Origin of the sequence: Enterobacter cloacae complex sp. IR5418 (assembly GCF_049238105.1) — a bacterium.
Taxonomy (GTDB): Bacteria; Pseudomonadota; Gammaproteobacteria; order Enterobacterales; family Enterobacteriaceae; genus Enterobacter; species Enterobacter hormaechei.
The window spans coordinates 1-12,007 of the sequence record NZ_JBMKHS010000007.1; the positions used below are offsets into that span (position 1 = coordinate 1).

The window sequence follows — 12,007 nt, forward strand, 5'->3', positions numbered from 1 at the left end:
AAGATGCGTGATCTGATCCTTCAACTCAGCAAAAGTTCGATTTATTCAACAAAGTCATGAAACACCCAAATCGGTCACATTCTGGAGTGGAAATGCGGAGGAAACTTACAGCTGCCCCGCGCCCACAAATTATTTAGCAATATGTGGAACCGATGCCCAATATATTGGTGGCAGTACATCAGCCGTTCTGGCGCCCGGAATAACCGGCGGTGCATACGCCTCTGATGGAAATCTCACCACCCTCGATTACGGCGGCTGTTTTGCTATTGGCAATACGGGTGGTAAGTGGCCAGCCAAGGGAACAATGGAAGGCGCCTTGCAACCGTGGAAGTACGCCGGGGCGCAGCTGAAAATATCCGATTCCGCCCAGGCCAGAAATATCACCTTAAATAACGTTCTGGTTGGCACGATATTTATTACTACCGCGAATTATAACGGCAAAAAAATTGGCGGCGCACCGCTAACCAAAGTCTATCTGTCCGGTACGGTAAGCATTCCCGCCTCCTGCCAGCTGGCCTCAAGCTCGGTGGTGGTTTTACCGAATACCTACGCTGGCGAATACAGCAAAGCGGGTACTGGCGGCAAGGTAGGTACCGGCACCACACAGCCGATGACCATTAAATGCCTGGGCGGTAGCCAATCTGCCACCATCGATCTGCATGTCACCACCAATAAAGTCTCCGGGGATGACATCGTTACCAGTAACCCGGATGTCGGGGTGCGAATTCTGGATGGCAGGGGCAATACCGTGTCCGCTAACAGCGGCAAAGTCTTAGCGATTTTACATAATGGTCAGGTCGATGTGCCCTTTACCTATGTGCCAACGGCAATAACCGGTAAACCACCGAAGCCGGGGGAATATACCGCCATCGAAACTATCGCCGTTACCATTCCCTGAGCTGGAGAGAGATAAATGAAGTGTTATGTTTTCACTCTGCCCTTGCTGGGGCTAATGCTGGCGGCATCGCCTGGCCGCGCCGAGACGCAGATTGGCACCTGGACAATGAACATCAGCGGCACGGTATTGCCTTCGACCTGTGATATCGATACCACCAGCCAAAACCCGGATGTTTATATTGGTGAGTTCGCCAGTAACGCTTTTGCTAACGTAGGTGCAACCTCTGCCACCGCGCCGCTGGATATTAAATTAACGGGGTGTTCCGAAAATATCATCGGCGCGAAAGTGACGTTTACCGGTACGGCAGACCGCGATAATAACCAGTTGCTGGCGCTCTCCGATACCGGCGGCGCAGGGGGAATGGCCAGCGGTGTCGGCATAGAAATTCTCACTAAAGATAACGTCACTGTTCCCATTAATACGCAGAGTAATCAGCTGCCGTTAAACGCCGGGGATAATACGCTCAATTTCCTGCTGCGTTATAAAGCGACCAAAATTCCGGTTACGGCAGGCAATGCCTCATCCATCATGTATTTCGATGTGGATTATCAATAATGAAATCATTAATGATGCTTTTTCTCTACGCAAGTGGAATGACCGCAGCCTGTGCGGCGGGTGGCACCGTCAATATTGGCGGTGTCATTGAGAACTCCAGTTGTACGGTGGCACCTGATTCCGTCGATCAGCAGGTTGCGCTAGGCGACATTTCGGCACGCCAGTTTACGCAGGTGGGCCAGGTTTCGCTTCCCGTCGCCTTTGGGATTAATTTGCAAAAATGCGGTTCCGCGACAACGGGCGTGACGGTGAATTTTTCCGGCACCACGGATAAAACCGACAGCGCTCTGCTCGCCGTGGACAGCGCTGCTGCCGCGGCTTCGGGCATTGCCATCGCCATTCAGGACGATAAACACACGGCGCTGCCGCTCAATAGCGCCAGCCGCGTCTATGCGCTTAATCCAGCGCAGGAAAATAATCACCTGACTTTCTATGCCCAGTATCAATCGACGCAACCGCAGATTACTGCGGGTGCAGCGAATGCGACGGCGACGTTTACGTTGACTTATCAGTGATCCCTTAATGACCAGAAAACGATTTTGCACATTCTCCTTGCTTGTTATAACGGCCATCCCCTGTACTGCTGTCCAGGCCGGACTGGTGATCGGCGGAACACGCTTTATTTACAACAGCAAGGATGCCAGCATTACTTTTCAGGTGAAAAATACCTCGCAAAACCCTTATCTGGTGCAGAGTAAAATCATCAGCGAGGATGGCAAAAATACCCTCGGCACCACCGGGTTGACGCCGCCGACTGATGTGCCTTTTATCGCCACGCCGCCGCTCTTTCCGCTGAAAGCGGGCCGGGAGAACGTGGTGCGTATTATGTACACGGCGGGGAATTTACCGAAGGACAGGGAAAGTGTGTTCTGGCTGTCGGTGACCGGGATACCGGGCACGAAAGAAAAAGCTCGCGACAATACGCTGCAAATTGCCGTACGCAACCGGATTAAATTGTTTTATCGCCCTGAAGGGATACCGGGTCGCTCCGCAGATGCCTACCGGCAGCTGAGCTGGTCGCACACCGGCAGTAACGTGACCGTTAAAAATCCCACGCCTTATTATGTCACCCTCTTCAACTTAACGGTAAACGGCACACGGCGACCCGATGCCGGGATGGTCGCCCCCTTCTCTTCGCGTACCCAGCCCTGGTGCCCGGCCAGCGGTGAGTGCGCCCTGCAATGGCAGACCATTGATGACTACGGGGCCGTGATGCCGCCGCTGCACGTTAATGTGAACGCTACGTTGCAGAAAGGGCAATAGCGCCGGGGCGCTGCCAGACCGCCCCCCGTCCCTGCCCGGGAGACACTGGCTTCCTTCTCTAACTCTCTATTGGCTCGTCGTTTGCTCACGTTCCGACTCAGGCGTGAGCTTTTTTTTGTCCGGCGAATATAAGCATTGACGGCTAATGATTAGCCATGCAATTTTTTCGGCGTAATCAGGATATTCTCAAGGACAAACACAGGAGTGTTAAACATGGATCCCAAAAAAACCTGCGCCGCTCTGGCGCTGTTCGCCGTTTCTGCCTCATTTTGCCACGCCGGGCATACGGGTAAAATCCGCTTTATCGGCGCTGTTGTTGAGGCGGGCTGCTGGAACAGGACGGGAACGCAGGAGATTACCTGCGAACGTAATCACATCACGACCCACTACCAGACAGCCAGCGCCCGCACCCTGTCACTGACGGCGAATAACGCCACGGTGACCACGCGTTATCTCGACAGCGACAGCCTGCTGGAACAGATACAGATCGATTACGACTGACTTTCCTGCTGCGCATAAACCTATACCTCCGGCAATGTCATACTGGCGGAGGTTCCCCCCTCAGCGCTGGCCTGAAAATGCCGGGTGGCGCTTCGGTATGAACCGGAAACATGGGTAACACTTTAGTACCCGTAGGCCCGGTAAGCGTTAGCGCCACCGGGCAAAGCCGCTACTCCGGCAACAGCCCCACAAAACAGCGTTTTTTGCGCGGCTCTGACATCAGCTCCTCAAGCTTATCCACGCAGGCCAGATAGTGCGGGGTTTGCTTGTGCGCCAGCACCGCCTCTTCGTCTTTGTAGGCCTCATAAATAAAGAACCGGGTTTTCACCCTGGGATCCTGCAACACGTCAAAGCGCAGGTTTCCCGGCTCCCTGATCGCCCCCTCGTGGTTGGCGCGAAACACCTCCAGAAACTCGTCCACCCGCTCGGGCTTGATGTTGATCTCCACTAACGTCACGTTCATTTTGCTTCTCCCTGTTTCTCTTCCTGCCAGAACTGGAACGCCTCGCGGGCGCTCATGTTCTCGTGTACCACTTTTTTCACCGCCTTCAGCATGGCGAGCGGCGCGCTGGACTGGAAAATATTGCGCCCCATGTCCACGCCCGATGCCCCCTGGTCGATCGCCCGCCAGCACATCTCCAGCGCCTCGTGCTCCGGCAGCTTTTTGCCCCCGGCGATGACGATCGGCACCGGACAACTGGCGGTCACTTTTTCAAAGCCCTCGTCCACGTAGTAGGTTTTGACGAACTGCGCCCCCATTTCGGCGGCAATTCGGCTGGCAAGCGAGAAATAACGCGCGTCACGCGCCATCTCTTTCCCTACGCCCGTCACCGCCAGCGTCGGCATACCGTAGCGCGCGCCCGCGTCCACCAGCTTGATGATGTTGTTGATTGACTGATGCTCAAACTCGCTGCCAATGTACACCTGCGCCGCCACCGCGCAGACGTTCAGGCGCAGGGCATCCTCCATCGCCACCGCCACGCACTCGTTCGACAGCTCGCCCAGAATCGAGTTACCCCCCGAGGCGCGCAGCACCACCGGTTTGTTCGTCGCGGCGGGCACCTGGCTCCTGAGAATACCGCGGGTACACATCAGCACGTCGGTTTCGCCAAACAGCGGCGCGATGGAGAGGTCGATACGCTCCAGGCCGGTGGTCGGCCCCTGAAAGTAGCCGTGGTCAAAGGCCAGCATCACCGTGCGGCTGCTCTGCGGGTTGAAGATGCGCGCAAGCCTGGACTGCATGCCCCAGTCCAGCGAGCCGCAGCCCTTCAGGGTGTAAGGCACATTCTGCTGCGGCGTGCCGATGCCAAAATCCTTGCCGTCTTTGATGTCGTCTAAATCAGCCATTTGCTCCCCCGTCAGAAATCGTATTTATTGATGTTCTCTTTGGTGAACACCACGCGCTCCGGCAGCAGGACGATGCCGTTGCCCTTCGCCTCATACTGGTAGCCCTGCACGCTGTTCGGCTCGACCTTCAGCGCGCCAATGTCTTTTACATCCACGCTGTCGCCCACGTTAAGATCGCCTTTTTTCAGCAGACGATCGGCGACATTGACCGCAATTTTGCCCTGTTGTACGACATCCCACAGGCCGAAGGCTTTCACCGTGCCGCGCTCAACGTACGGACGCATCACGTTCGGCGTGCTGAAGCCGACAATCGCCACCCCTTCCCGCTTCAGATTCTCCGCCGCCTGCGCCGCCGCAGGCAGCGCGTTGGCATCCGGGGCGATAATCGCATCCAGATCAGGATACGCCTTTAAGATCCCCTCGGCGGTTTGCAGGGATTTGGTGGCGTCGTTATAGCCAAACTGGGTGGTGACGATCTGCCACTGGGGGTGATCTTTCTCGATTTTGGCCTTCGCCTCTTTCACCCACTGGTTCTGATCGGTGACGGTCGGGCTGGAGTAGAAGAACGCCACTTTGGCATTCGGTTTGTTGACCTGCTTGCCTGCCATCTCCACCAGCAGGCCGCCCAGCTGTTCCGGCGTACCCTGGTTGATGTAGATGCTGCGGCACTCCGGTTTGGTGTCGGAATCCCAGGTCAGAACCTTCACGCCGCGCTGCATCGCGCGCTTCAGCGCCGGGCAGAGGCCATCCGGCGACACGGCGGAGACGATGATGGCGTTATAGCCCTGGTTGACGAAGTTATTGATGAGCTGCACCTGGCCGGAGACGCTCGGCTCGGTCGGGCCGTCGTAGGTGACGTCCACGCCAAGATCTTTCCCCGCCTCTTTCGCGCCGTTGCCGCCGCTGGTGAAGAAGCCCACGCCCACCAGCTTCGGGATAAAGGCAATGCGATCCGCCGCCTGCGCCGAAGCGAAGCTGAGGGCCATTGCCAGAACGAGCAGTTTTGTTTTCATCTTACGCTCCGGATAGTTTTCTGAAGAGAGATCGCACCCATTCGCGGTGCAGACTCAACGAACGCCCCATCACCACCACAACCAGCAGCGCCCCTGACAGCGCGCTCGACACCTGGTTGGGGATGCCGACCATCTGTAACCCCTGTTGCAGGTAGCCCACCAGCAGCGCCGCCAGCGCCGTACCGACAACCGAACCTGACCCGCCGTAGATATTGGCCCCGCCGAGCACGGCGGCGGTAAGCGCAGGCATCAGCAGATCGCGCCCCAGATCCGAGCGCGCGGAACCGAAATAAGAGACCATCACCAGCGCGGCAATCGCCGAGGCCACGCCCACCAGGCCGTACAGCGCGTAGGGCATGCCGTTCACCGACAGCGCCGCATAGCGCGCCGCGCGTGGGTTTTGCCCAATCAAAAACAGATGACGGCCAAAGCGCCCGCGATGGGTAATCAGCCAGAAGAAAAACGTAATCACCGTGAACAGCACCAGCGGGATCGGCAGGCCCACCACCGTGAGGTTAGCGAAGGCGGTAAAGCTGTCCGGGAAGCCGCCGATGCCCTCGTAGCCCGTCGCCCCCGCCATGCCGGAGAGCAGCAGCGCCCCGCCGCCGTAGAGGTAGAGCGTACCGAGGGTGATCACCAGCGGGCTAATGCCGGTGTAGTGGATCAGCGCCGCATTCAGCAGCCCGCACAGCAGTCCCAGCAGCAGCGTCAGCGGAATAGCCACCGCCATCGGCCACCCGGCCTGCATCATCACCCCCAGCGCGATGGCGCACAGGCCGATGGTCGAGCCGAGGGAGATATCGATCCCGCCGCTGATAATCACAAGCGTGAGCGGCAGCGCCACAATGCCGATGCAGATGAAGTCGCTGGTGCTGAACAGCAGCATGTTGATGTCGAGCATGCGCGGGTTGAGGGCACCAAAGAGCAGGATCTCCAGCACCAGTAAAATGAGCAGCGCGCTTTCCCAGTTAAGCCTCATTTACGCCACCTCTTTTTTGCTTTCTGGAAACGGGGTAACGTGCTTTCCCCCTTTGTTACCCGGCTGGAAGCGGCTGTATTTCAGCGCTCGCTGATGTTTTGAGAGCGCCTGACGCAGACGCCCGTCGAGCACCAGCACGCCCAGCAGCACCAGCCCGGCGATAAAGTCGTTCCACCAGGCCGGCAGCCTGAACAGCACCAGCACGGTGTCGATTTGGGTGAGGAAGAACGCGCCGAGGAAGGCGCCGACCAGCGTGCCGGTGCCGCCAAGCAGCGAAATACCGCCGAGCACGCAGGCGGCGATGGCCTTCATCTCCAGCCCGCTGCCGGTCTGGTTGGGCACAAAGCCAATCTGCGCGGCAAAGACAATCCCGGCGCAGGCCGCCAGCATGCCGTTGAGGGTAAAGGCGAGCATACGGGTGCGGTTCACCGCCACGCCCAGCTGCCGCGCGGCGGCGAGGTTATCCCCTACAGCATAAAAATCCCGCCCAAAGGCGGTGCGCGACAGCGTCCACGCGCCTGTGGCCGCGATAATCAACACCAGCATGCCGAGCGGCGAAATGCCGACGGCCGCTGGCTCAGAGAGGGATTTCAGCCCCGGCGGCAGCCCCTCAATCCACTTTCCGCCGGTCCAGAGCAGCATCGCCCCGCGGTACAGCCCCAGCGTGCCGAGGGTGGCGACAATCGCCGGAATGCGCAGGCCCACCACCAGAAACCCGTTGAACGCTCCGGCCAGCGCGCCAGTCGACAGCGCGAAGAGGATTGAAACGGGCAGGCTGTAGCCACTATTGAGCGCCACGCCGACGGCGATGGCAGACAGCCCGACGATGGAGCCAACTGAGACGTCGATATTACGGGTCAGCATCACCAGCGCAGCGCCGGTTGCCAGCAAAATCAGGATCTGCGCGCTGGCGAAAATCATCCCCAGCGTTTGCAGGCTGAAGTAGGACGGGTTCAGCGCCACCAGCACGGCGAACAGGGCGAGGATCGCCAGAAACGCGCTCAACTCGCGGTTTTTCAGTAAGATCTTCATGATTGCCCTCCAAACGCCAGCGCCATCATCCGGTCAAGGCTGACGGCGTGGCGCGGCAGTTCGCCGCTGAGTACGCCCTGATGCATCACCAGCACGCGGTCCGCGAGGCCGGGAAACTCATCAAGATCGCTTGAGATCATCAATACCGCCACGTTCTGCGCCGCCACGCTTTTCAGCAGTTGATAAATATCGGCGCGCGCCGACACATCCACGCCGCGCGTCGGCTCATCGACGATCAGCAACAAAGGATTCGCCTCCAGACAGCGGGCCAGCAGTACCTTCTGCTGATTGCCGCCGGAGAGCGTGCGCACGGTTTGATCCGCATGGTTGAGCTTGATCCCCAGCGCCCGGTGATAGCGCTCGACAACCGCAGACTCCCGCTTGCGCTGCTGCCAGAGCGACGGCTCGTTCAGCGCCACGGTGTTCCAGCGGATCGGCGCGTCGAGAAACAGGCCGGACACCTGCCTGTCTTCCGGCAGATAGACCAGCCCTTTTTCCAGACGTGAACTGACCGGATCGGCGGTGATCTCCTGGCTCTCCAGCCACACCCGCCCGCCGCGTACCGGACGCAGGCCGTAGAGCGTTTCGGCAAACTCGGTACGCCCGGATCCCACCAGCCCGGCCAGACCGACGATCTCCCCGGCGTAGATCTCCAGGCTGAGATCGATAAAGCCCTCCCCGGTGAGCGCTTCCACGCGCAGCACGGGAAAGTCCTGCGCCTGGGTGCGGCGATTGCCCGGCAGCGCCAGCCACAGCTTTTGTGTATCGCTCAGGGAAGTTTCCCGGCTGACCGGCGTCATGGCGGCGATCAGGGCGTTATCGTCAAACTGCGCGGTTTCGCCGCTGAGCACCACCGCGCCGTCGCGCATCACCGAGACGTGGCTCGAAAGCATGCGAATCTCCGGCAGCTTGTGCGAGATAAAAACAATCCCGACGCCGAGATCTTGCAAAGCGCGGATCTGGCGGAACAGGCGCTCGGTCTCACCGGGCGTCAGCGAGGCCGTGGGTTCATCGAGGATCAAAATTCTGGCGTTGCGCATCAGCCCACGCAGGATCTCCACCATCTGCTGATCCGCCACCTCCAGGGTGCTGGCGGCGGCATCGAGGTTAAGCTGGCATTGCAGCTGCCGGAGTTTCTCCGTCAGGCGTTTTTCCCGATCGCGCTCTCGCGGCAGACGAAACAGGATGTTTTCCCGCACCGTCAGGTTGGGGAAAAGCAGCGGCTCCTGCGGCACCAGATAAATGCCTAACCGGTGCGCCTGCGCGGGGGTAAGCCGTGCAAAAGACTCACCGGCAACCGAAAGTTCACCGCTGTCCGGCGTTTCCACCCCGGCGATGATCTTCATCAGCGTCGATTTTCCCGCGCCGTTACCGCCCATCAGCGCGTGCACCTGCCCCGCAAGCAGCGTGAAATCAATGCCTTTTAAAACCGGCACGCCTGAGAACTGCTTGCTGATATTCCGCGCGTCGAGAAGTGGGGTCATCATCGCTCCGCTATTGAACAAATGATTTTTAGATTTAATAATGTTCAAAAGCGTAGACGGTGAACTATATTTACAACCGTGCAGGGATCACAGTTTTATCGATTGAGATTCAGATAAACCAGAAACGATCGAAAAGATCCGTTTTGCCGCGTGGCTCACATTTTCACGTCGCGCCATCACGAACATATGATCTAAATTTTTATAAGAGTTCAATTATGAGCGATAAACGCACTGCGGAAGAAGGACGGTTTGCCGGGCTGGCACTGGCGGAAGAGGAGCTGGTGGCGCGCGTGGCCTGGTGCTACTACCACGACGGGCTGACCCAGAACGACATCGGCGAACGGCTCGGGCTGCCGCGTCTGAAGATCTCCCGCCTGCTGGAGAAGGGCCGCCAGTCAGGGGTGATCCGCGTGCAGATCAACTCCCGCTATGAAGGCTGTCTGGCGCTGGAAACCGAGCTACAACAGCGCTTTGGCCTGAAGCTGGTGCGCGTGATGCCCGCCCTGAATACGCCGCCGATGAACGTGCGGTTAGGCATTGGCGCGGCGCAGTCGCTGATGGGCGTACTGCAACCCGGCCAGCTGTTAGCGGTGGGCTTCGGTGAAACCACCATGAGCAGCCTGCAACACTTAAGCGGCTTTATCAGCTCGCAGCAGATCCGCCTGGTGACGCTCTCCGGCGGCGTCGGGCCGTATATGACCGGTATCGGCCAGCTGGATGCAGCCTGTAGCGTCAGCATGATCCCCGCCCCGCTTCGCGTTTCATCCGCTGAAGTCGCCGGGATCTTAAAACGCGAAACCAGCGTGCGGGACGTGATCCTCGCCGCCACGGCCGCTGACGTGGCGGTGGTCGGGATTGGTTCGGTAAATCAGCGCCGTGACGCGACCATACTGCGCTCCGGCTATATCAGCGAAGGTGAACAGCTGATGTACGCCCGTAAAGGCGCGGTGGGCGATATCCTCGGCTATTTCCTTAATGCCGAAGGGGAATGCGTTGAGGAGCTGGAGATCCACAAAGAATTACTGGGCGTCACGCTCGATGAACTGGCGCAACTGCCCACCATCGTAGGCGTGGCCGGAGGGGAAGAAAAAGCCGATGCGATTTATGCCGCACTGAAAGGTCGCCGTATCAATGGCCTGGTGACGGAAGAGACGACAGCCCGCGCGGTGCTGGCTCTGGCCGGATAAGAGCAGCCCTGCGCCTGACACGAGGCAAGCTCATGAGTTACCTTTTAGCGTTAGATGCAGGGACAGGCAGCGTTCGCGCCGTGATTTTCGATTTACAGGGCAACCAGATTGCCGTGGGCCAGGCCGAGTGGAAACACCTGAGCGTGGAAAACGTACCGGGGTCGATGGAGTTCGACCTCGATACTAACTGGCGGCTGGCCTGCCAGTGTATTCATCAGGCGCTGGAACGCGCGCGCCTGAGCGCGGCGGACATTCAGTCCGTCGCCTGCTGCTCGATGCGCGAAGGGATCGTACTGTACGACCGCAACGGCGAGGCTATCTGGGCCTGCGCTAACGTCGACGCCCGCGCCAGCCGCGAGGTGGCCGAACTCAAAGAGATCCACGATTACCGTTTTGAATCCGAAGTGTATGACGTCTCCGGCCAGACGCTGGCGCTGAGCGCCATGCCGCGCCTGCTGTGGCTGGCGCATCATCGCCCGGATATTTATCGTAAAGCCGCCACCATCACCATGATCAGCGACTGGCTGGCGGCGAAGCTCTCCGGCGAGCTGGCGGTTGACCCGTCGAACGCGGGCACGACCGGCATGCTTGATCTCTTTTCACGCGACTGGCGTCCGGCGCTGCTCGACATGGCCGGATTGCGCGCCGATATTCTCTCCCCGGTGAAAGAGACCGGCACCGTGCTGGGCGCCGTAACGAAAGAGGCCGCGCAGCAAAGCGGCCTGGGCGAGGGCACGCCGGTGGTGATGGGCGGTGGCGACGTGCAGCTTGGGTGTCTGGGGCTGGGCGTGGTCCGCGCCGGACAAACGGCGGTGCTGGGCGGCACCTTCTGGCAGCAGGTGGTCAACCTGCCGCAGGTGCGCACCGACCCTGAAATGAATATCCGCGTAAACCCGCACGTGATCCCCGGCATGGCGCAGGCGGAGTCAATCAGCTTCTTTACCGGGCTGACCATGCGCTGGTTCCGCGACGCCTTCTGCGCCGAAGAGAAGCTGATTGCCGAACGAATGGGAATGGACACCTACTCCCTTCTGGAAGAGATGGCGGGCCGCGTGCCCGCTGGCTCCCACGGCGTGATGCCGATTTTCTCTGATGCGATGCATTTCAAACAGTGGTACCACGCCGCGCCGTCGTTTATTAACCTCTCCATCGACCCGGAAAAGTGCAACAAAGCGACGCTGTTCCGCGCGCTTGAAGAGAACGCGGCGATCGTCTCGGCCTGCAATCTGGCGCAGATTTCGCGCTTCTCCGGCGTGACCTTTGAGAGCCTGGTGTTTGCGGGCGGCGGCGCGAAAGGCGCGCTGTGGAGCCAGATTTTAAGCGACGTCACCGGCCTGCCCGTGCGCGTACCGGAAGTGAAAGAGGCAACGGCGCTCGGCTGCGCCATTGCCGCCGGAACGGGCGCGGGGCTGTTCGCAGATATGGCCTCGACGGGCGAGCGGCTGGTGAAGTGGAGCCGCGAGTTCACGCCAAACCCGGAGCACCGCGAGCTGTACAACGGCATGATGCAGAAGTGGCAGGCGGTGTACGCCGACCAGCTTGGGCTGGTGGACAGCGGGCTGACGACGTCGATGTGGCAGGCGCCGGGGTTAGCGCGCTCCCCCTCACCCCGGCCCTCTCCCCAAAGGGGCGAGGGAGAAAACCAGATCGAGCCAATACGTTAAGACCGCACCGGCCAGTCCCCTCTCCCCTCCGGGGAGAGGGTTAGGGTGAGGGGCGAAGTTCTTTGAGATCTATCACAATCATTC

Annotated in this window: 13 protein-coding genes; 7 read left to right on the top strand and 6 right to left on the bottom strand. The window is 59.5% G+C overall.

The features are described from left to right. Positions 1-316: 316 nt before the first annotated feature. The 5 genes from ACOTX7_RS07615 (at position 317) to ACOTX7_RS07635 (ending at position 3,217) form a co-directional block, all read left to right on the top strand. Positions 317-898, top strand: a complete 582-nt coding sequence (locus ACOTX7_RS07615; RefSeq protein WP_221813348.1) for a fimbrial protein — start codon at positions 317-319, stop codon at positions 896-898. Positions 899-913: 15 nt separating this feature from the next. After that, positions 914-1,453: a fimbrial protein gene (locus tag ACOTX7_RS07620; RefSeq protein ID WP_221813346.1), complete on the top strand. Its 540-nt coding sequence runs from the start codon at positions 914-916 to the stop codon at positions 1,451-1,453. Next, positions 1,453-1,968 carry a fimbrial protein gene (locus ACOTX7_RS07625; RefSeq protein ID WP_221813344.1) on the top strand — a complete coding sequence of 172 codons (516 nt, stop codon included), beginning with the start codon at positions 1,453-1,455 and terminating at the stop codon, positions 1,966-1,968. The genes ACOTX7_RS07620 and ACOTX7_RS07625 overlap by 1 nt, the downstream gene beginning before the upstream one ends. A gap of 85 nt (positions 1,969-2,053) precedes the next feature. After that, positions 2,054-2,716, top strand: a complete 663-nt coding sequence (locus tag ACOTX7_RS07630) for a fimbrial biogenesis chaperone (RefSeq protein ID WP_313771845.1) — start codon at positions 2,054-2,056, stop codon at positions 2,714-2,716. A 213-nt stretch (positions 2,717-2,929) separates the two neighbouring features. Further along, the gene (locus tag ACOTX7_RS07635; protein ID WP_221813337.1) at positions 2,930-3,217 is read left to right on the top strand and encodes a hypothetical protein; all 288 of its coding nucleotides are present in this window, start codon (positions 2,930-2,932) and stop codon (positions 3,215-3,217) included. A 169-nt stretch (positions 3,218-3,386) separates the two neighbouring features. On the opposite strand, the gene lsrG is transcribed toward ACOTX7_RS07635, so the two are convergent. The 6 genes from lsrG to lsrA are packed head-to-tail and all read right to left on the bottom strand — an operon-like array spanning position 3,387 to position 9,072. Further along, a complete protein-coding gene (lsrG, locus tag ACOTX7_RS07640) occupies positions 3,387-3,680 on the bottom strand; it encodes a (4S)-4-hydroxy-5-phosphonooxypentane-2,3-dione isomerase (protein ID WP_006812054.1) in 294 nt (97 codons plus the stop codon). Further along, positions 3,677-4,564: a 3-hydroxy-5-phosphonooxypentane-2,4-dione thiolase gene (gene lsrF, locus ACOTX7_RS07645; protein WP_221256499.1), complete on the bottom strand. Its 888-nt coding sequence runs from the start codon at positions 4,562-4,564 to the stop codon at positions 3,677-3,679. The genes lsrG and lsrF overlap by 4 nt, the downstream gene beginning before the upstream one ends. Before the next feature lie 11 nt (positions 4,565-4,575). Continuing rightward, positions 4,576-5,577 carry an autoinducer 2 ABC transporter substrate-binding protein LsrB gene (lsrB, locus tag ACOTX7_RS07650; RefSeq protein ID WP_221256500.1) on the bottom strand — a complete coding sequence of 334 codons (1,002 nt, stop codon included), beginning with the start codon at positions 5,575-5,577 and terminating at the stop codon, positions 4,576-4,578. A 1-nt stretch (position 5,578) separates the two neighbouring features. Next, positions 5,579-6,556: an autoinducer 2 ABC transporter permease LsrD gene (gene lsrD, locus ACOTX7_RS07655; protein ID WP_047355091.1), complete on the bottom strand. Its 978-nt coding sequence runs from the start codon at positions 6,554-6,556 to the stop codon at positions 5,579-5,581. Further along, a complete protein-coding gene (gene lsrC, locus ACOTX7_RS07660) occupies positions 6,557-7,588 on the bottom strand; it encodes an autoinducer 2 ABC transporter permease LsrC (RefSeq protein WP_221256501.1) in 1,032 nt (343 codons plus the stop codon). Further along, complete coding sequence (gene lsrA, locus ACOTX7_RS07665) at positions 7,585-9,072, bottom strand: autoinducer 2 ABC transporter ATP-binding protein LsrA (protein WP_221257178.1); 1,488 nt, start codon at positions 9,070-9,072, stop codon at positions 7,585-7,587. The genes lsrC and lsrA overlap by 4 nt, the downstream gene beginning before the upstream one ends. A gap of 215 nt (positions 9,073-9,287) precedes the next feature. Here lsrA and lsrR point away from each other — a divergent pair, with 215 nt between their 5' ends. After that, entirely contained in the window at positions 9,288-10,259 is a 972-nt protein-coding gene (lsrR, locus tag ACOTX7_RS07670) for a transcriptional regulator LsrR (RefSeq protein ID WP_015571933.1), read from the top strand. 32 nt (positions 10,260-10,291) lie between these two features. Next, positions 10,292-11,923: an autoinducer-2 kinase gene (lsrK, locus tag ACOTX7_RS07675; protein ID WP_221813335.1), complete on the top strand. Its 1,632-nt coding sequence runs from the start codon at positions 10,292-10,294 to the stop codon at positions 11,921-11,923. The last annotated feature ends 84 nt before the right edge of the window (positions 11,924-12,007 follow it).

Bases quoted from the DNA above. Each gene is read 5' to 3' on its own strand.
- lsrC (WP_221256501.1), bottom strand. From the start codon at position 7,588: ATGAAGATCTTACTGAAAAACCGCGAGTTGAGCGCGTTTCTGGCGATC.
- ACOTX7_RS07625 (WP_221813344.1), top strand. From the start codon at position 1,453: ATGAAATCATTAATGATGCTTTTTCTCTACGCAAGTGGAATGACCGCA.
- lsrK (WP_221813335.1), top strand. From the start codon at position 10,292: ATGAGTTACCTTTTAGCGTTAGATGCAGGGACAGGCAGCGTTCGCGCC.
- lsrA (WP_221257178.1), bottom strand. From the start codon at position 9,072: ATGACCCCACTTCTCGACGCGCGGAATATCAGCAAGCAGTTCTCAGGC.
- lsrR (WP_015571933.1), top strand. From the start codon at position 9,288: ATGAGCGATAAACGCACTGCGGAAGAAGGACGGTTTGCCGGGCTGGCA.
- ACOTX7_RS07635 (WP_221813337.1), top strand. From the start codon at position 2,930: ATGGATCCCAAAAAAACCTGCGCCGCTCTGGCGCTGTTCGCCGTTTCT.
- lsrB (WP_221256500.1), bottom strand. From the start codon at position 5,577: ATGAAAACAAAACTGCTCGTTCTGGCAATGGCCCTCAGCTTCGCTTCG.
- lsrF (WP_221256499.1), bottom strand. From the start codon at position 4,564: ATGGCTGATTTAGACGACATCAAAGACGGCAAGGATTTTGGCATCGGC.
- ACOTX7_RS07620 (WP_221813346.1), top strand. From the start codon at position 914: ATGAAGTGTTATGTTTTCACTCTGCCCTTGCTGGGGCTAATGCTGGCG.
- lsrG (WP_006812054.1), bottom strand. From the start codon at position 3,680: ATGAACGTGACGTTAGTGGAGATCAACATCAAGCCCGAGCGGGTGGAC.
- lsrD (WP_047355091.1), bottom strand. From the start codon at position 6,556: ATGAGGCTTAACTGGGAAAGCGCGCTGCTCATTTTACTGGTGCTGGAG.